Source organism: Paenibacillus sp. SEL3, from assembly GCF_054602585.1.
The window spans coordinates 4,190,018-4,208,691 of sequence record NZ_CM137725.1; the positions used below are offsets into that span (position 1 = coordinate 4,190,018).

Genomic DNA, 18,674 nt, shown 5'->3' on the forward strand with positions numbered 1-18,674 from the left:
GGAGAGGTGAAATGGTTTGATGCTGTGGTGGAAGCTAGACCGTTTTCAATGGAAACAGGTAAAGTTATCTCTATGCCAGAGGGCAACATCTTGATTACCGTAGAAGACAATGCAGATACGAGGGGCATTACATTAAGCCAACGGTTTTATATGACTCATCAGCCATTTAAAATAGTCGGAATGGATCGTACGATGAATGGTATTATCCTGTTAAGCTGCACATTAGACAGCATAAATACAGCTTATGATGACGTGGAAAATAACATTGCAGACCGATGGAAATATGAGACTGCTCATATATATGCTTTACAAATAAACCATGGAACGATAGCTCATGTACCTCTAAACGAAACAATACCGTTGAATGTGACTGCTACGGATAATGGGAATGAGATAGCGAATCCGCCAATTACCTATACATCCAGTGATCCGAGTGTAATTAGCGTAGATCAGCAAGGACAGGTTATGGGCATTGCTTTGGGACAAGCAAGTATTACTGCAAAACTAACGTATCACCCTACGATATTGAGTACGATTGAAATGGGGGTCGTCGAAACGAGAACGCATATCTATTCGATAGCCATTACAGGTAATCCTACGCTTAAAACAGGCCAGAGTGCCTCATACGTCAGTCATATCTATGATCATGGAACAGAGGTGTTTGACCAGTCTGTGGAGTGGAGCCTACGAAATCAAGATGATTCAACTCCGATCATGGGAAGCATAACAGCCAGCACAGGAAATAGCGTGACAGTGAAAGCCGGAAGCAGTAGTGGAGCGAACAATAAAGCCCTTGTACTGACAGCCACCTTAGTAAGTGATCCTAGTATTACCATAGAAAAGACCATTAGCCTTAAGAATTTATTCTAAGCATTATATCTATCGGCTTGCCCTAGAGGTGAGCCATTTTTATTTTAAAGGAGCACATACATATGCAACGAAAATCCATCGACTACTTGCTCAGTCTGAGCCTATTGAAGCAATTGAGATCACAACATGTCATTACAGAAGAAGAGTTCATAGCGATTGATGAGCTTAATAAAAAGTCTTTCAAGTAGCTGTAACATGGACAGAAATGGACTTGATGATGTACCGCACGTATTATAACATGTGACCGTATAAAGAAGATATCGAAAGGAGAAACGTCTGTGGCACAAGCCGCAACCGCAAAAAAAGTCGTGATCGTTCCCATTAAAACGATGGACATCGTAGAGGGAATCCAATCTATTCAAAAGAAGAAAGTCGCCGCCTATTGCCGAGTTAGTACCGATTCCGAGGAGCAAAAGGAGAGCTATACCAATCAGGTGAATCACTATGCTCAATACATTCAAAACAACTTAGAATGGGAAATGGCTGATATTTACGCCGATGAAGGCATCAGTGGAACCAACACCAAAAATAGAACGCATTTTAATCGGATGATACAGGATGCTCGAAACGGTAAACTGGATCTGATTCTGGTCAAGTCCATTTCGAGATTTGCTAGGAATACACTGGATTTATTGAAATATGTACGGGAACTTAAAAGTCTTGGAGCAGCTGTATTCTTTGAACGGGAGAATATTAATACACTGGATACCACAGGTGAAGTATTGCTGACCATCCTGAGTTCCCTTGCCCAAGACGAGAGCCGAAACATTTCTGAAAATAGCCGATGGGGAATACTGCGTGGCTTCCAAAACGGTAAAGTCTTCTGTAACACGAACCGCTTCCTCGGCTATGATAAGGATGAACATGGTGAACTGGTCATTAATGAGAAGGAAGCCGACATTGTGCGGCGTATATACGAGGAATATTTGGATGGCAAAAGCTATCAGGCGATAGCTAGAGGATTGATGCGAGATAAGATTAAAACAATCACGGGTGGCGATACTTGGTGGGATTCCTCGATTACCTTAATTCTGACCAATGAGAAATATTACGGAGCTTTGCTTCAGCAAAAGACGGTGACTGTAGATTTTCTAACCCACAAACGAATAAGGAATAAAGGACAGGAGCAGCAATATTTAATTGAGGATAACCACGAGCCGATTGTATCCAAGGAAATATTCGATGCGGTACAAAAAGAGAAGGAACGGAGAGCTAAGCTGAAAGGGAGCGTAATGGGGGAGAGTAAAAGATACTCCAGTAAATATGCACTGAGCAGTAAAGTATATTGTGGATGCTGCGGAGCCATTTTTAAACGCCGAACCTGGAACAGCAATAATCCATCCAAAAAAGTGGTATGGCAATGCAAAACGTATGTCAATGAAGGGAAAGTAGCCTGTGATGCCAAATCGGTTGATGAACCAGTTTTACATTCCGCGTTTGTACGATTGTTCAATCGGATGTATAAGAACAAGAAAAGGTTGATTAAAACGCTGAAAGACAATATTGAATCGGCACTTTCGAGCAAAGTAGAGCAAGAACCGCTATTGGATATCGAAGGGCAGATGCAACAATTGAAATCCGACTTGAAGGAGTTAGTGAATCTCAAGCTGCGGAATCAGATTGATGAGATTGTATATGATGAAGAGACGAACAGACTTTCCAGTCAGCTAAACGAGCTACGACAACAGAAGTTGACACTGGAAGAAGAGAATGAGCAGCAAGCAAAAATCAAGGAACGAGTCGATGAGATTATTCAAATTTTAAGTTCGCGGCAAGATATGCTGGAACAATTTGATGATAGCCTATTTAATGCGTTGGTGGAGAAGATAACCATTCTCTCATCAGCGCATTTTGTTTTTACCTTGAAAAGTGGAATGAGCATAGATGAAATCATCGAACATTAATAAATCATTGTTAAAGGAATTAATGACCTGAGAATTGATAGGTTAATGCGATCAATGGGCTAACGAATATTTGTGGGTTGTATGACGGGAAGAATCAATCGAATCCCGTCTTTTACTCCTTCCATATAGATGGACTGTTTGTCCTGACTTAGCTGATAACCTATGGCTTCTTCCCATTCGGATAACAAGTGTTGGATATCCTCGTTTTGGTTGGTTTTAAATTGATCCATTTGAGTGAATAGATTGTTGTCCTCTGGTGGGCATGAAACTTGTTGCTCACTGGCGAGTTCTAACTGATAAAATCGTTGGCGTAATGCTTCTTGAAACCAATCTGGCCAATTTGACATAGTACATTTCCCTCCCGTTGTTGAAGTGTGTGTATGTTAACTCTGATGGGGAGGGATGGCAAGAATAAATTCATCCTATACCGTTTATTATGGGAACTTAGAATAGTTAATACTTTTTTACTTAGTAGTTTGACTGTGATAAATAAATATGGATGAAAATTGAAACAGTAAGAGAGCGTTATGTTTCATTAGTTTTAAACAGTGCCGATTTTGTTTTTGATGTCTTTAAGTGATTTAGAAGCAATTTCTCTTGCTTTTTGAGCTCCTGTTTTAAGAATTGAGTCAAGATATGCTGTGTCGTTTAAATATTCAAAGTATTTATTCCGTGAATCTCTAAAATAGTCCTCTATTGTCGCTAACAGTTCTTTTTTTACGTCTCCCCAGGCAATTCCTTCGTAAAATCTTTCACGCATTTTATGAACTTGAGATTCATCGGAAAATTCCTTATACAGAGAAAATAAAATTGAATCGTCAGGATCTTTAGGAGCTTCAGGAGGCAAGGAATTTGTTTTTATTTTAAATATAATATTTTTAAGGGTCTTACTATCCGAAAAAATAGGTAAAGTATTATTATAGCTTTTACTCATCTTTCTTCCATCAACACCAATTAATACTGACGACTGATCGGCTATTTGATATTCGGGTATGGTAAAAGTTTCACCATACAAACTGTTGAAGCTTTGAGCAATATCTCTAGCTATTTCGACATGCTGAATTTGGTCTTTACCTACAGGGATTACATTTGAATGGAATAAAAGAATATCAGCTGTCATTAAAATCGGGTATGTATATAATCCCATATTTATATCAGTATCTGGATCTATACCCGCTTCAATATTTTTATCTCTTATGGATTTATAAGCATGTGCTCTATTCAATAGCCCTTTAGAAGTATGACATGATAAAATCCAAGAAAGTTCGAAGATTTCAGGAATATCAGATTGTTTATAAAAGATAACTTGTTCCGGATCTAAACCTAAAGCCAACCAAGTAGCGGCTGATTTATATATGAATTCCTTCATTTTAGGGCCATTTTTTAATGCCGTTAATGCATGATAATCTGCGATAAAATAAATAGAAGAAAATTGGGTTACTTTAGATAGTTCTATTGCCGGCTTGATTGCACCGATATAATTCCCTAGATGTAATTCACCAGTAGGTTTAATACCAGTTAATGCGACTTTCTTTTGAATATTCAAAATATCACCATCTCTTCTTTTTTTAGTATATAATATCATTAAAAGGGCTAATTTGTATAGGAATTTCATATGTCTGAACATAAGCAATTTAGCAATTTAGAGTCCATAATGCTGTACTTTTGGCTTGAATATACACTGCTCTCTAAGTTGACCTACCCTAAGAACTTAAATTTGGTTATAGCATATAATATTAGTTGTTTTTGATGAAGGGTAGCACCTTAAGATTCATCCCTGTATACAAACTTGTAAAAACAATAAATAGACCTAGTATTGTTAGTATCCAAGATGGAGATATAATGGAGGAAAATAAACTGCCTACTAGAATTGAAACTGAAGAAGCACTTCTTGATAAAACACGATTAATTGAAGAAATTCTTCCGATGTATTCATAACTAGTATTTATTTGAATAATACTTTTAATAGCTATATTGAAAAATGATAAACTAATTCCAAATAAAAAAATAAGTAAATTACTAATTAAAAAGTTTATTGTAGATATGTTAATAAACAATATTAAAAAAATGCCTATAGCAATCATTGAAAATACATATGTTTTTCTCATTCCAAATTTTTTGCTGATTCTAGAAAAAAGGATTGTACCAATTAATAATCCAAAACCCTGAAATGACATGTACATTCCTATATTTTGGACGGACACTCCATTTTGTTGAAAATGAAGAATAAAGAGAATGCTATTAGCCCCTATTCCTAATGCTATAACCCAAGTTGAAGTAAGAGTAGAGAGCAGATTTTGATTTTGTTTAAGTATATCGAATCCTTCTTTTAGTTCCTGTATGATGTTTATATTTTTGTTGATTAAGGTTTTTTGTGTTTCATTCCATCTAGTATTTATAAAACAATATCCAATAGCGCTAATTAAAAAAGAAGCAGAATTCAACATAAACGTTCCTGAGTAGTTCAGATGTTCAATAAAAACTGTTCCCAATATGGGTCCTAGAATCAAGGCAATTGAGTTTAATAGTAGTAATAGTGAATTTGCTTCAGATAGATTTTTATTATCAACTAGTGATTTAATTATTGTAACTTGGGTTATAGCCGAAAATGATGAAGTAATTCCTGTCATAATGGTTATAAGGATTAGTATCCAAGGCGCATAAATTTCTGGAATGAAAATTAAATAAAAAATAATAAGTGATCTACAAATTTCGGAAATTACTATAATGTTTTTTTTATTGCTCCTGTCAATAAAAGTTCCTGCAAACAAACTTACTAAAATGGTTGTTATAATTTCAATAAAAGATATTAAACCAGTTAGTGCAGATGAATTTGTTAATTTATAAACATACAATGGTAATGCGATTAAATGGAACGCGCTTGCAATCTGGGATAGCCCTTGGCAAATAAATAATACAAGGAAGGCAGGTTTTTTTAAAAGTGTCAGCATATATAATTCTCCAAAGGATAAATTTATTAAAACTTTTTGATTGCTATATTAATTATTGTAATGTTGTTCTTAAAAGTATCCTTGAGCGCCATATTAACATTTTGTAGGGTAGACTCTGGAGGCATAAAATGTCCTGATTTATTATTTACTACGCATCCCTTTATCTCTTTAGAATTGTTTTTCACAAATATAATCTCTCCTGCTCCTTGAATAATAATGTCTTTTGTTTTTACTAAATATGGGTGTATTAATGAGTACCCTTGATTTGATTTAAATTCTTTTCTAAAAACCAAATCAATAATTGAAATAGGTTGTTGGTAGATAATCAATTCACCATACTTATCAACTATATAGATATAAACATTATCAGAGATAATATGGTGTAAATGTGAATAATTACCTTTTAATGCGTGAGTTTCATTTTGTACTTTTTGAGCAGTAGGTTGGTAATGTTTGATATAGTAGTTATAATCATATTCTAGAAATATTTTTTGGTTTTTGAGATGTTCTTTTATTATATGAAAATTATGTTCAACCAACATTACTCGACTTGTTTTGTCATAATGATCTTGAAGGATTTTTGTTGCTTTTTCTAGCTGTACTGATAAAGCAGCTTTGTCACTCTCGTCATTTAGATTAATAAACATCTTTAATATAGATATTAATATATTATATTTAATGACGAGTGAGGTAACAGAATAATAACCGTATTTCAAGCTATATGTCTCAAGATACGAATGCAATTCGTTTATTTCCACATGGAATGGAGTCATTTTCTATAGACCTCTCGCTAAAGAATAATCTTTTTCTAACTGATTATTTATTATCTTTTTTAATTCAGTCTGAATCCCCAAAGATTGAGTAAATGAATATATTGAATCATAAAAATAGGATTGTTGTTCAAGGAGTGTGGGTTTTTTTAGAAGAAAATAAAACAATTCTTCTAAAAATAAACTGAATCTTCCGTTGAATAATTCTTTTGTTATAGTCCTAATAATTGATGGAGTACCTGTTCTATTCCAAAATAAATCAACAAGTCTATTAATTACAGTTGCAATTTCAATTTCTTCTTTTTTAAATGTATTTGTTTTTCTGATAGTATAATTCGTGCTATCAAAATCAAAACCGAATTGTTTGATCTGTTCCGCCATTACTGTGTTAGGTAGTATTTTTAATACATTAGAAAGAATCTTTACATTTCCTAAATTGAAGCAGTAATCTAATGTTTCGTACCAATCATTTAGGGATTCATCAGGTAATCCAATAATTGTATTGACATTAACTTCAATATTATAGTCGATGAGGTATTTTACGTTTTGTTCTATTTTACTCCAATTATTTCTTCTCTTAATTAAACGCAAAGTCTTCTCATGAGCAGACTGTAATCCTAATTCTACTGATAGACAGTTTGCCTGGGCCATTAATTGAATTTCTTCTAATTTTAAATTTTCTGGTTTTATCTCCGCATGAAAAGTCCACGATCGACTATGCGTTGTAAGCAGATTCAGTAGTTTGATTGTTCTTTTATTGCTAAGGTTAAATGTACCATCAAGAAAACTAATATGTTTAGTATTCTTATCAGCAAAGAATTTCAAATCACTTTCGATACGTTCCATTGTGATACTTTTATATGGTTTATGCCCTTGATCACAAAAAGTACAATTAAAAGGACATCCCCTTGAAGTTTCATATTGAATACTTTCTTTTTCTAGCGATTCATCCATCAGTTCAGGTAATTCGATGTATGGATTAGGTAAGTAATTGATGTTCTCATTATCATCATAAATTATTAAATCTGAAGATGATTCAGGGTGTTCTTTGTAAAGAGTATAAACACCTTTATATGCAGTGATATTTTGGTTCATAGAGAGGCATTTTAAAATGTGGAGTAATGGTTTTTCGCCTTCTCCAACAACTAACGCATCTAATATATTGTTTTCAACTAATTCTTTCAATTCCTTGTTGTCAAAGCTAACGTGTGGTCCTCCTAGGACTAGTTTTGTATTGAAGAATTGTTGTTTTGATTTTAATTCATGTATAAGCTCTTTTATTTGGATATGATTCCATATGTACATGGAGAAGCCAATTACATCGCAATTTATGTTGTTCAAGTAATCTACAACGGTTTCATTTGATGTTTGGTAATTAAAGCTTGAAACAATTACGTCAACGTTGATAGAGTTTACACTGGCATACTTATTAATGAATGCCTTAAGTATCCAAATGCCATACGGAGGCAAATCAAAGCCTTCTGCATTAATTGTAAGTAAGCATAATTTCAAATTCTGTCTCTCCTTTCAAAGTAAATAATGTTGTAAAAATGAGGAGCAGTATGTCAGCTCCTCATTTCCACAGCTTTAACAATTAACGTTCAGGAGATAAATCAGTTAAGGAACCCCAAAGTAAACTTCTGAGTTCAGCAGGACTTTTTGAACCTTCAACTTTTCTTAATGATCTGAGCAAGTTTTGCAAATCTTTGTTACTGACGTTCTTGTCTTGTTTCATAGCAAATCCTCCTTGAAAAATAGTATTTTATGGTACACCATAATTATCCAACATTGTTCCAAAAACGTATATAGCTAATAATGTATTTTTTGTTTTTTATTGTCGAATAATGAAATTTTGAAATCTAATTTACATACTAGAAAAATAGAATTTGCAAAGTCATATATCCTCTTCATCGTCTCGACACATGTGGAGTGCGTGGTAGTAATATATCGAGATGAGAAGCACACAAAGTCATCTCAAAGCATAAACAGTCGTACTAAAGCATAAAAAGTCGTGTTACGAGCCGAGCGAGAAAGGGGTTCCGTTCCTGTTTTCCTCGGCTCTTTTTCCTATTTCCACCGCAATACATAGAAAGTTCGCCCAAATCTCCGCTAATCATTGAACAGAGGCGGTTTTTCTCCTGTTTTTTTTCGATCATTTCCTTCGATTTTCTTTTGCCCTATCCCCATATTTTTCCTGTCATTCCCCCTACCCTTAGTTCGACTTTAATTGCTTTTTTGACCTCGATTACTCCCGTTCCGACTCAGAAATTCCTCTGTTTCTTCTTACGACTATTATTGCAGGCAGAAATTGGGTGAGAGCGTGAGTGAGAGGCTGTGAAGCCTTGTGGCTGTAAGGCGGAGCAGCGGTGGGGCAAAGGTGACATGGATGATATGACTATTTAGGAAATGCACATAAGAAGCAGTGATGTACAGGGTTTAAGAAAAACTTTAATATGTTCCTGCATTCAGAATATCGCTTTAAGGTTGAGTGCGGGAACATATTTTATTTACAATGGCATGTGAAGTGTACAGTGTTGCTGGCAAGGAGGGGCGGCGCTCTTCCTTTTTTTGCGAGTCTTTTGGGGAGTATGCTCCTCTATTGAGTATGATATACTCATTTAGATGTCTAAGCTTAACATATACTGCCGTTTGAACTACGTTGCTTAAACATGTTATATGTGAAGAAGAAGCAAGGACATGAACAGATTAGCTTTACCATTTTGGGACCAAAGATTTGTCCTGGTATTTATAGAGGAGTTTTTGATATGACGAATAATTTTTGGCGTGAGTTGCCACGACCCTTTTTTATACTGGCACCGATGGAAGATGTGACGGATGTTGTGTTTCGCCATGTCGTAAGTGAAGCAGCCAGACCGGATGTGTTTTTTACGGAGTTTGCGAATACAGAGAGTTATTGTCACCCGGAGGGGAACAAAAGTGTACGCGGGCGTTTGACTTTTACAGAGGATGAACAGCCCATGGTGGCCCATATCTGGGGAGATAAGCCGGAATATTTCCGTGAAATGAGCATCGGTATGGCGAAAGAAGGCTTCAAAGGCATCGATATTAATATGGGTTGTCCTGTAGCGAATGTAGCCGAGAATGGGAAGGGAAGCGGCCTGATCTGCCGTCCCGAAATCGCAGCGGATATCATTCAGGCCGCCAAAGCCGGGGGACTGCCCGTCAGTGTAAAAACAAGGCTCGGTTTCACTACCGTAGACGAATGGCGCGACTGGTTGACCCATATTTTGAAACAAGACATTGTGAATTTGTCCATTCATCTGCGGACAAGAGAGGAAATGAGTAAAGTAGACGCTCACTGGGAACTAATTCCGGAGATTAAGAAACTTCGTGATGAGGTGGCACCAGATACACTGCTGACCATTAACGGAGATATTCCGGACCGTCAGACCGGCTTGAAGCTCGCTGAGCAATATGGTGTGGATGGCATTATGATTGGGCGTGGTATTTTCCAGAATCCATTTGCGTTTGAGAAGGAGCCGAAGGAACACAGCAGTGAGGAATTGCTTGAACTGCTACGGCTTCATCTAGATCTCCATGATCATTATTCAGCGCAGGAGCCACGTTCGTTCAGCCCTCTCGCCCGCTTCTTCAAAATATATGTCCGTGGATTCCGAGGGGCAAGTGAACTCAGAAACAGCTTAATGAACGCCAAATCAACAAGTGAAGTGCGTACATTGCTTGATGAGTTTGGAAGCAAGGATCATGATGAGGTAGAGGAACGTGGAAATTAAATTGCCAAGTTGGGAGACGGGCTGTTAGTAGGCATTGAAAACATAGGAGGATATATGTCCTGGAGTAAATTGAAGCAACAACTGGAGAGCTTCCGCTGTCCTGCGTTAGACGGAAGAGTCGAATACCGAGCGACCAGTTACCGTTATTTGCCTGATAAGTCTGGGATTTGTTATATAACTGTAGATAAGAAGAACATACTCAATATGAATGATATCACTAGTCCGATCAAATGGTATCAGACGGAGTTGGAAATCAAGAATGATCCAGATATCCAAGTTCCTATCAGCAATGAAGAAATTGAAACGGTTAGAAAAGATACTAATGGGAACGTTCCCGAGGAGCGTCTACAAGTAATTGCAAGAGGTAGAAAAATATCAGAACATGCAAAGGAGCTTTTATCAGCACAGGCCTCATTAAGCAAATCTAATTTTAATGTTGTAGCTAATAAATTTTTAACTACTTCTATAGAGGAAAGCTTAGAGAGTAATGATATCTTATTGAATATTCTAGCTTTAGTGGACAGACGAGTTGGAAAAAAGCGAATATTAAACATGACCGAGAAGATGAAGTTAAAGCATCCCATTGTGCAGTATTTTTATGAACTACGGCGTAGTACGTTATGAAAATAAATAACTTTCATTGATGGGGGCACGTCGTGTCAGGATTAAGTGCTGTTCATTGTTGCTGCATTGCACATTGGCAAATAATTTGGATGTCTGGGAAAACAGCAAAGAGGGGCGGTGTGCCCCTCTTATTTTCGTAATGCTGAGCATTTTCATTTATTTACAGAAAGTGTAGCACTTCATTTTCATAATTTATCATCATAAAAAAACTTTTCTCTCATTCAATGATCTTGCTATATTCGATAAAAGCTGAATTGTATTCCTTATCTCATCTTCCGTAGTGTCTGGGTGAATTGCACAGATTCGGAGAACCGTTTTTCCATTAAGTTGTGTTGTAAGCACAGAGGCGTATCCGTTTGTCGTCATTTCTTGGGAGATCCTTCTATTCAGTGAATCTAATTCTTGCTCAGATAATCCAGTTGGCGCATATCGAAAGTTAACAATCGCTAACTTAGCGGGGGATACAATTTCCCAATGATTATGTTTTTTGATTTCATCTTCAGCCCATTCTGCGAGTTGAACTCCATGCTCTATGGCTTCACCGACAGCATTAGTTCCTAAAGCTTGTAGTGTCACCCATAGTTTCAAACTTCGAGCAGGCCGCGTTAATTCAGGACCCAGATCCCAATAATTAATATGTTCTTCATTAGTCTCGGCATCTTTCAAATATTCTGGATGTGTGCTGAAGCAGTTTCTGAGCTGTTGATTTTCTTTGGCTAAAACTACGCTACAGGAATATGTCTGCATTAACCATTTATGTGCATCCCAGGTAATGCTATCTGAACGCGATATTCCGCTCAAAAGGGGCTTATATTTCGAAGAGGCCAAAATCGATGCACCGTAAGCTCCATCCACGTGTAACCAAATGTTATGTTTTTCACATAGGTCAGCAATATCGTTTAGCGGGTCAATGCTTCCTGTATTGGTTGTGCCTGCCGTGGCAATGATCGCAAAAGGTTTCATGCCAGTCGCCTGATCATCCATTATTTTTTTCTCTAAGGCTGAAACATCCATACGAAAATTTTTATCACTTGGAACCTTTCTGATTTGATCACTACGGAATCCGAGGATGCGTAGCCCTTTGGCGACCGATGAATGAGTTTGATCTGAAACATAAGCAGTTCCAATGGCATATTCCTGCTCGGATAACCTTGCATTGCGTGCAGCCGCTAAAGCGGTCAAATTCGACAGCGATCCGCCCGACAGAAATAAGCCTCCAGCAGTATTGGGATATCCTGCTTGGTCACACATCCACCGTATCACTTCCCCCTCTAAAAGGCTTGCGCTCGAACTCAGCATCCAGCTTCCGGCATGGGTATTATAGGCGCTAGTCATGATATCTCCTAACCACGAGTAAAGAGACATTGGACCAGGAACCAATGCGAAAAAGCGAGGGTGTTGCATGAAGGTTTGGTGAGGATAGACGTTTTTCCTCATTTCATCGACGACCTCTTGTATCGGTCTTCCTTTTTTCGGAAAACCAACTCCCCTTAAATGAGCTATTGTATCCCCATCTGCAGTGTTGATTACTTTTTGAGATCGAATGTTATTGTTTTCTGCTATAAATGAATGTATGAACTGCTCAATAATCTCACCTAATTGTTGATTTAGTTCTTGATTCATCATAAGCATCTCCTTTGTTTAACTTCAACCAAAGTATAATATAACATCTGTTGTCATATTGTGAGATTCACCGATTTCATCATTACGTTTATTTTTAGGCTCCACATGCAGACTATATTTATATGGCTCAGGTTTAATCCATATTCATGAGGTTGAGTTCGTTTTATCAAGTTTATTTCTGCTGTTATGCTAAACCCATCCCGTAAACTCCAGTATAGACGCTTTCGCAGATTGCGCTTCAGATTGTGCCCCTTTACGCCATTCTTTTGGCGGCTTTCCCATAAGCCTGGAGAAGCAACGGTTGAAGCTGGAAATGGAGTGAAAACCGACTTGTTCGGAGATCGAAAGAATAGAATCCTCCGTGCTTTTTAACTGCTTGCAAGCCTCTTCGATTCGGGTGCTGTTTAGGAAATCGAGAGGCGACGTCCCCATAATTTCATGGAATTTTCTTCGAAAATGAGTTGTACTTAAATGGCACAGGTCGGCCAAAAAATCCATCGTAATGGGGTTCATATAGTTTTTCGTGATGTATTCCAAAACCGGAGAAATGACAAAATCGTTTTTCAGGCTATGCTCTGTTTCTTGATCTGCCAACAGTTCATTCCTGGAATGAATTCTAAGGAGTTCTATGTAAAGGGATAGCAATAAGCCATAGGCACTTTCCTGATAGTAAGGATTCTGCTGTTTTAATTCTTCTACGATCGAAGTTGCAAGTGTATAAACCTTGGGATACTGCTCCTTATTCAATATACAGTTTTTTCCCTTCACCACCCACAAATTTGGTTCGAAGTTGCTGTAAGCACTTTTAAATGAATGTTTAAAGAGATCCTCTGGTGAAAAAAAGATATAAGACCACAGACTGGCTGTATTTGGCGAACTATACGTGGTATGAGGAAGATACCTGGGGATGAAGGTCACATCGCCGGCTTTGAAGGGTACAGATTCTCCTTTGATCTCCATGACGCCGCTATCTGAATAGCATATACCAATCTCCAAATGGTTATGGAAATGGAGATGCTCACTTTTAATATCAGAAATCTTCCAACGTTCACCGCTTAATAGCAAGACAGGGAAATTTATGGGCAAGCTATAGTGTCGATATTCTATAACGGGCTTCTTTTTTCTGGGCATATTCAATACCCCCATGACTTTGGTTTTAACCAGCAGATATACATCAGGATTTTGTAAAATCCTCACATAAATGATTGGAAATGCGCAGTTTTGTTGCGAATATGCTTAGATGGAGACTATTTTACTGCGTAGAATGGAATAAGTAAAGCGTTTTCAAAATAGTGACGAACAGCTCTCAAGCGCTTTTGGGAGCGTGGGCGCTAAGAGAGGGGAATAAAGATGCTTCAATTGGTTTGTGACAAGGAAGAGATATTAAAAGTTATCGACAAAGTCGTCAGAAAAACCATGACGATGGATTTAACGTGGGATTGGCCCTGCGGTGTGGCTTACTATGGTGTATCCAGAGCCTATACGAAAACAGGAAATAAAGAGTATTTAAATATGCTTGTGCAGTGGGCGGATGAATATATCGAGCTGGGTCTGCCGCACTGGACGGTAAACACATGTGCTATGGGCCATATGCTGATCACGTTGTATGAAGAAACAGGAGATCAAAAATATTGGGATATTGTGATGAGCAAGGTGGATTACATCCAAAACAATGCTCTCCGGTTCGGAGACCATGTTTTGCAGCATACGGTATCCGTGGCTAATGATTTTCCAGAACAGGCATGGGCGGACACATTGTTTATGGCGGCATTTTTTCTGCTGCGTGTAGGAACCAAATTAAAGGATGAGGCCATGATCCAGGACGCCTTAAATCAATATTACTGGCATATCAAATACCTGCAAGACCCTAGTAGCGGTTTCTGGTACCATGGCTACAATAATGTCAAGCAGGATCACATGTCCGGATTTTTCTGGGGGAGAGCGAATGCTTGGGGAGCATATACCATGTCGCAAGTTAAAATTCATTTGAAAGACTGGTACTTGTATCCGCAATGCATGGACGTAGAGTGTTCGCTTCGGGATCAACTGGCGGCACTAAAGGGTGTTCAAACGGAGAATGGTTTGTGGCGGACGGTACTGGATGACGAGGAGTCCTATGAAGAAGTGTCGGCATCTTGCGGTATCGCGGCGGCCATGATCAATAACGGTAATCCGCTGCATACCAAATACGTGCAAAAGGCATTGGAGGGCATCTTGAACCATATCAGCGAGGACGGACGGGTACTAGGTGTGTCGGGCGGCACAGCGGTTATGAAAGATCGGGATGGGTATCGCAATATTCCAAAAGACTGGATTCAGGGCTGGGGTCAAGGCCTGGCATTGGCCTTTCTGTCTGATATGTTGAATTAGGAGGGAAGCAAGTTGTCCAAACAAACTACGGGGAACTTTACACTACCGGGAGAATCCGGTTATGAGGCGCTGACCCTGAAATTAGCTGAACGGTGGGGTGCCGATGTCATCCGTGATAGTGACGGCACGCAATTGTCCGATGAGATTATTAACGCTGGGTACGGCATATATTCGACAATCTGTATCATCAGAGATCATAATGAGTGGGCGTCCCGTAATCTGGATAAGCTGCAGCAGTGTTTTTTAATTACAAATCCAAAGGTAGCTGTACAAGATTATGTGTCCATCTATCTGATGGAGGATTTTTTTGCTGAACAGTTCAAAGTGAATGATTCCAAAGAAGCGTTTAACTATTGGCAGGTTTTTGACAGAACGACCGGAGAGGAAGTTCCAAGAGAACAGTGGAATTATGAAAGGGAATCCGGAAATGTGGTCATTACCGGAATTGTTCCTTGGCATAAATACACGGTGAGCTTCATGGTCTACCGGATCTGGGAAGAGATTTCCATGTACAATCACACCACTAATCATTGGGACAAAGAGCATTTGATGCAGATAGATCCTATCTATGCAGAAACGCAACAGTATCTGCTGGATTGGATGGAAGATTGGTGTCTCCATCATAAGGAAACCACGGTTGTTCGGTTTACTTCCTTATTTTATAATTTCGCCTGGATCTGGGGCAGCGATGAGCGCAATCGCCATCTGTTCTCTGACTGGGGTTCATACGATTTTACGGTAAGTTCAAGAGCGCTTGATCTGTTTGCCAAGAAATACGGGTATTCGATGACTGCCGAGGATTTTGTGAATGGCGGGAAATACCGCGTCAGTCATATCCCGGCTGAGCAGCGCAAGCTGGATTGGATGGCATTTATCAATGATTTTGTAATCGAATTTGGCAAGAAATTAATTGATATTGTGCATAAGCACGACAAGCTGGCCTATGTGTTTTATGATGACAGTTGGGTTGGTATGGAGCCCTATAATGACCGTTTCCAAGAGCTTGGTTTTGACGGATTGATCAAATGTGTGTTCTCAGGTTATGAGGCGAGGCTGTGTTCAGGTGTGAAAGTGAATACGCATGAGATTCGGCTGCATCCATACTTATTTCCGGTTGGCTTAGGCGGGCTTCCTACCTTTATGGAGGGGGGCGACCCCACGCTGGATGCCAAAAAGTATTGGATTAATATCCGGCGCGCCTTGCTGCGGGAGCCTATTGACCGGATTGGATTGGGCGGATATTTGCACCTTGTAGAGCCTTACCCGGATTTTTGCGATTACATCGAAAAGATTGCCAATGAATTCAGAGAAATTAAAGAACTGCACCACGAAGGCAAACCCTATCATATGAAGACGAAGGTAGCTATTCTGCATAGCTGGGGAAAATTGAGATCGTGGACCTTGTCCGGACATTTCCATGAAACGTATATGCATGATTTGATTCATGTCAATGAAGCTTTATCTGGATTGCCGATTGAAGTGCAGTTCATTGACTTTGAAGATATCCGTCAGGGAATTCTACAGGATTGTGATGTAGTGATCAATGCCGGCTCTGCTGGTTCAGCATGGAGTGGTGGGGAGTACTGGAATGACAACAAGTGTGTGGACTTACTGACCCAATGGGTTTATGAGGGGGGTATCTTTATTGGCATCAATCAGCCTTCGGCGGTAGAAGGTCACGACAGCTTTTTTAGAATGGCGCATGTTCTCGGACTGGATGAGGATACAGGCTCCAGGGTAGGTCATGGAAGATGGACATATGAGGTTAGGGATGAGTATGGTTTGGTGCCTGAGGGGGCAAGTATAACGCCAAAGAATAGCATTTATCTTACGGATGGGTCAGCTGCGGTAGTGGAGGAAGCAAGTGGTATGATAACACTGTCTACACATGCCTTCGGTAAAGGAAAGGGAATTTACCTTCCTTCATTCGAATTCAGCTGGGAAAACACAAGGTTGTTGCTGAATATGATTCGCTTTGCAGGTAATGAGTTACATGAAACGAAGTACATTACGGATAACCTATATACAGAGTGTGCTTATTATCCAGAAAGTAAAATGTTGGTGGTTATTAACAATAGCGATCAACTTCAAAGAACGACGGTTGATACGGAATATGGCAAACAAACGATGGAATTAGATCCGTATGACACCATGATCACTCGTATTGGCTTAACAAAATCGGTATAGAAACGGAAAATAATAAGAGTAGCGGTGTCAAGCCCTCCTTTATTTAAGGAAGGGCTCTTTGTTTTAGCACCTCCAGAAAATCCAGCCAATTTACCGGGGATTTTGTCCATTCAAAAGTATCTACTCCATCATTAACTATAAGTAAAACAATGAAGGAGATGATTTCTTTGAGAAAGGCAACCTTAATGAAAATTAAAAATGCGGAAGCCAAGTTGGGAAGAAAGTTAAAAAAAAGAAGTCACGTGGTTATGAATCTTAAAAAAGCCATTCGTGTAACTCAACTTGGAGATGGATTTGCGCGTTTCACTTTCGCTGCGGTTACTATCCCCCCAAATAGCTTTAGAAGCACTACGATTAACGGTAACGACTACAATCTGATTAGTGGTTCATGGATTTTCTCTGGAAATCAGCAAGGGTTTCTTCTCGATAACTATTCTGCGGCGGAAGACAGATGGTTCTTTACTGCATGGAATCCAACTGGATTCACAAGAACGGTCTCCTATGCTGTTATCGCCAAACGGAAGCCATAATTCAAATGTCATAGTTAGTAAGGAAAAGAAGCTTGATCCTTCTTTTCCTTGCTAAAAGGTAGAGGAAATGTTGAACAAACCTTCGATGATCTTATAATTTTTGATAGTGGTTCAAGAGATGCTCAACTTTTTCTTTAATAATCTGTTTTAAAGATTCAGGCTTCACAGATCGTACATAATGACCATATCTCATAAAATAATGAGCGATAAACTCTTCTTCTCCAGGATTATAGAATCCCTTAATGACTGTCTTATCACCATTTTCTATTTTCATAGAGGGATAATGTTCTTTATAGAAAATGTCCTTCGCTTGTTCTACAATCTCTACTTCAAAGTCAATGCTCTTCTCGGATTGATACATTTCTAATGAACGATTAAGGAGCTCATCTATAGAAAAGTCAGAATTGCTCTCCTCTTCTTCTATTAAGGTTATTCGATCACATCTGAAAACTCTATATTTATTCGTATTTAACTCTATGCCAGTAGCATACCATTGACCAAACTTAGCGGAAATTTTGAAAAATTGAATATAGTAACTTTTTTTCTGATTATTTTTTACATATTTAACTTTACAGGTACTCTCATTAAGAATGCTTGTTAGAATTTTATCTAAATAACGACTAACATGAGTATGCTGATATACTTCAAATTGTAAGACCTTTTTCATTTTATGAATCTGGTCTATTTGTGTTTTAGAAAGACAGTGTTCAAACTTTTCATTGAGTTTATTAATACTTAAATGAAAGGGGGTGGATTGATAAGCTTCTAACGTCAACATTGCAAAGTACAGAGCATATACTTCATCCATCGTGAAAATAATGGGAGATAACAACCTATTTTTTAAGATACCATATCGCCCATGTCTGCCATGTTCCGAAAAAATAGGCATACCTAATTGTTCTAATGAATGAATATCACGTAGAGCTGTACTTTTTGAAATATGGTATTTATCCATCAGGTCATTTAAATTAAAGAACTCTCGACTGTTTAAGTATCTGATCATATCATTTAATCTTTCTGATTTCTTCATCTAAACCTCCTTATAAAGGTGTCATGTTTTGATACCTTTTTATATGATAATAAGCTTAAG

Annotated in this window: 17 protein-coding genes; 8 read left to right on the top strand and 9 right to left on the bottom strand. The window is 38.3% G+C overall.

Annotated features, from left to right (window positions below):
* Positions 1 to 48: 48 nt before the first annotated feature.
* The 3 genes from ACYCS5_RS19320 to ACYCS5_RS19330 all read left to right on the top strand — a co-directional run bounded on the left by ACYCS5_RS19320 (position 49) and on the right by ACYCS5_RS19330 (position 2,774).
* Positions 49 to 870: an Ig-like domain-containing protein gene (locus ACYCS5_RS19320; protein ID WP_459759989.1), complete on the top strand. Its 822-nt coding sequence runs from the start codon at positions 49 to 51 to the stop codon at positions 868 to 870.
* 62 nt (positions 871 to 932) lie between these two features.
* On the top strand, positions 933 to 1,058 hold the full coding sequence (locus ACYCS5_RS19325; RefSeq protein ID WP_010348683.1) for an SHOCT domain-containing protein: 126 nt from the start codon (positions 933 to 935) through the stop codon (positions 1,056 to 1,058).
* 90 nt (positions 1,059 to 1,148) lie between these two features.
* Complete coding sequence (locus ACYCS5_RS19330) at positions 1,149 to 2,774, top strand: recombinase family protein (RefSeq protein ID WP_459759990.1); 1,626 nt, start codon at positions 1,149 to 1,151, stop codon at positions 2,772 to 2,774.
* 59 nt (positions 2,775 to 2,833) lie between these two features.
* Here the strand turns inward: ACYCS5_RS19330 and ACYCS5_RS19335 are convergent, their stop codons facing one another.
* The 6 genes from ACYCS5_RS19335 to ACYCS5_RS19360 form a co-directional block, all read right to left on the bottom strand.
* Complete coding sequence (locus ACYCS5_RS19335; protein ID WP_459759991.1) at positions 2,834 to 3,121, bottom strand: hypothetical protein; 288 nt, start codon at positions 3,119 to 3,121, stop codon at positions 2,834 to 2,836.
* Between the two features lie 194 nt (positions 3,122 to 3,315).
* Complete coding sequence (locus ACYCS5_RS19340; RefSeq protein WP_459761326.1) at positions 3,316 to 4,314, bottom strand: tryptophan--tRNA ligase; 999 nt, start codon at positions 4,312 to 4,314, stop codon at positions 3,316 to 3,318.
* Between the two features lie 196 nt (positions 4,315 to 4,510).
* Positions 4,511 to 5,725, bottom strand: a complete 1,215-nt coding sequence (locus tag ACYCS5_RS19345) for an MFS transporter (protein ID WP_459759992.1) — start codon at positions 5,723 to 5,725, stop codon at positions 4,511 to 4,513.
* A gap of 26 nt (positions 5,726 to 5,751) precedes the next feature.
* The gene (locus tag ACYCS5_RS19350) at positions 5,752 to 6,441 is read right to left on the bottom strand and encodes a hypothetical protein (protein ID WP_459759993.1); all 690 of its coding nucleotides are present in this window, start codon (positions 6,439 to 6,441) and stop codon (positions 5,752 to 5,754) included.
* 60 nt (positions 6,442 to 6,501) lie between these two features.
* Positions 6,502 to 8,007, bottom strand: a complete 1,506-nt coding sequence (locus ACYCS5_RS19355) for a B12-binding domain-containing radical SAM protein (RefSeq protein WP_459759994.1) — start codon at positions 8,005 to 8,007, stop codon at positions 6,502 to 6,504.
* Between the two features lie 82 nt (positions 8,008 to 8,089).
* Complete coding sequence (locus tag ACYCS5_RS19360) at positions 8,090 to 8,230, bottom strand: hypothetical protein (RefSeq protein WP_431090299.1); 141 nt, start codon at positions 8,228 to 8,230, stop codon at positions 8,090 to 8,092.
* A gap of 1,030 nt (positions 8,231 to 9,260) precedes the next feature.
* Here ACYCS5_RS19360 and ACYCS5_RS19365 point away from each other — a divergent pair.
* Positions 9,261 to 10,250 (top strand): tRNA dihydrouridine synthase, encoded by a 990-nt coding sequence (locus ACYCS5_RS19365; RefSeq protein ID WP_330721278.1) that lies wholly within the window; start codon positions 9,261 to 9,263, stop codon positions 10,248 to 10,250.
* A 54-nt stretch (positions 10,251 to 10,304) separates the two neighbouring features.
* Entirely contained in the window at positions 10,305 to 10,874 is a 570-nt protein-coding gene (locus ACYCS5_RS19370) for an SF0329 family protein (RefSeq protein ID WP_459761327.1), read from the top strand.
* A 198-nt stretch (positions 10,875 to 11,072) separates the two neighbouring features.
* Here the strand turns inward: ACYCS5_RS19370 and ACYCS5_RS19375 are convergent, their stop codons facing one another.
* Together ACYCS5_RS19375 and ACYCS5_RS19380 are read right to left on the bottom strand one after the other, a co-directional pair.
* A complete protein-coding gene (locus ACYCS5_RS19375; protein WP_459759995.1) occupies positions 11,073 to 12,497 on the bottom strand; it encodes a pyridoxal phosphate-dependent decarboxylase family protein in 1,425 nt (474 codons plus the stop codon).
* Positions 12,498 to 12,686: 189 nt separating this feature from the next.
* Complete coding sequence (locus ACYCS5_RS19380) at positions 12,687 to 13,643, bottom strand: helix-turn-helix domain-containing protein (RefSeq protein ID WP_459759996.1); 957 nt, start codon at positions 13,641 to 13,643, stop codon at positions 12,687 to 12,689.
* Between the two features lie 204 nt (positions 13,644 to 13,847).
* Here ACYCS5_RS19380 and ACYCS5_RS19385 point away from each other — a divergent pair, with 204 nt between their 5' ends.
* The 3 genes from ACYCS5_RS19385 (at position 13,848) to ACYCS5_RS19395 (ending at position 17,584) form a co-directional block, all read left to right on the top strand.
* Positions 13,848 to 14,867 (top strand): glycoside hydrolase family 88/105 protein, encoded by a 1,020-nt coding sequence (locus ACYCS5_RS19385; RefSeq protein ID WP_459759997.1) that lies wholly within the window; start codon positions 13,848 to 13,850, stop codon positions 14,865 to 14,867.
* Between the two features lie 12 nt (positions 14,868 to 14,879).
* The gene (gene gnpA / locus ACYCS5_RS19390) at positions 14,880 to 17,054 is read left to right on the top strand and encodes a 1,3-beta-galactosyl-N-acetylhexosamine phosphorylase (RefSeq protein WP_459759998.1); all 2,175 of its coding nucleotides are present in this window, start codon (positions 14,880 to 14,882) and stop codon (positions 17,052 to 17,054) included.
* A 185-nt stretch (positions 17,055 to 17,239) separates the two neighbouring features.
* Entirely contained in the window at positions 17,240 to 17,584 is a 345-nt protein-coding gene (locus tag ACYCS5_RS19395; RefSeq protein ID WP_459759999.1) for a hypothetical protein, read from the top strand.
* Between the two features lie 91 nt (positions 17,585 to 17,675).
* Here the strand turns inward: ACYCS5_RS19395 and ACYCS5_RS19400 are convergent, their stop codons facing one another.
* Positions 17,676 to 18,614, bottom strand: coding sequence for a helix-turn-helix transcriptional regulator (locus tag ACYCS5_RS19400; RefSeq protein ID WP_029517106.1), 939 nt, complete (start codon positions 18,612 to 18,614; stop codon positions 17,676 to 17,678).
* Positions 18,615 to 18,674 lie beyond the last annotated feature (60 nt).

Excerpts from the sequence above, each read along its gene's own strand:
- ACYCS5_RS19320 (WP_459759989.1), top strand. The coding sequence starts at position 49 with ATGGAAACAGGTAAAGTTATCTCTATGCCAGAGGGCAACATCTTGATT.
- ACYCS5_RS19325 (WP_010348683.1), top strand. The coding sequence starts at position 933 with ATGCAACGAAAATCCATCGACTACTTGCTCAGTCTGAGCCTATTGAAG.
- ACYCS5_RS19335 (WP_459759991.1), bottom strand. The coding sequence starts at position 3,121 with ATGTCAAATTGGCCAGATTGGTTTCAAGAAGCATTACGCCAACGATTT.
- ACYCS5_RS19345 (WP_459759992.1), bottom strand. The coding sequence starts at position 5,725 with ATGCTGACACTTTTAAAAAAACCTGCCTTCCTTGTATTATTTATTTGC.
- ACYCS5_RS19360 (WP_431090299.1), bottom strand. The coding sequence starts at position 8,230 with ATGAAACAAGACAAGAACGTCAGTAACAAAGATTTGCAAAACTTGCTC.
- ACYCS5_RS19365 (WP_330721278.1), top strand. The coding sequence starts at position 9,261 with ATGACGAATAATTTTTGGCGTGAGTTGCCACGACCCTTTTTTATACTG.
- ACYCS5_RS19370 (WP_459761327.1), top strand. The coding sequence starts at position 10,305 with ATGTCCTGGAGTAAATTGAAGCAACAACTGGAGAGCTTCCGCTGTCCT.
- ACYCS5_RS19375 (WP_459759995.1), bottom strand. The coding sequence starts at position 12,497 with ATGAATCAAGAACTAAATCAACAATTAGGTGAGATTATTGAGCAGTTC.
- ACYCS5_RS19380 (WP_459759996.1), bottom strand. The coding sequence starts at position 13,643 with ATGGGGGTATTGAATATGCCCAGAAAAAAGAAGCCCGTTATAGAATAT.
- ACYCS5_RS19385 (WP_459759997.1), top strand. The coding sequence starts at position 13,848 with ATGCTTCAATTGGTTTGTGACAAGGAAGAGATATTAAAAGTTATCGAC.
- ACYCS5_RS19395 (WP_459759999.1), top strand. The coding sequence starts at position 17,240 with ATGAAAATTAAAAATGCGGAAGCCAAGTTGGGAAGAAAGTTAAAAAAA.
- ACYCS5_RS19400 (WP_029517106.1), bottom strand. The coding sequence starts at position 18,614 with ATGAAGAAATCAGAAAGATTAAATGATATGATCAGATACTTAAACAGT.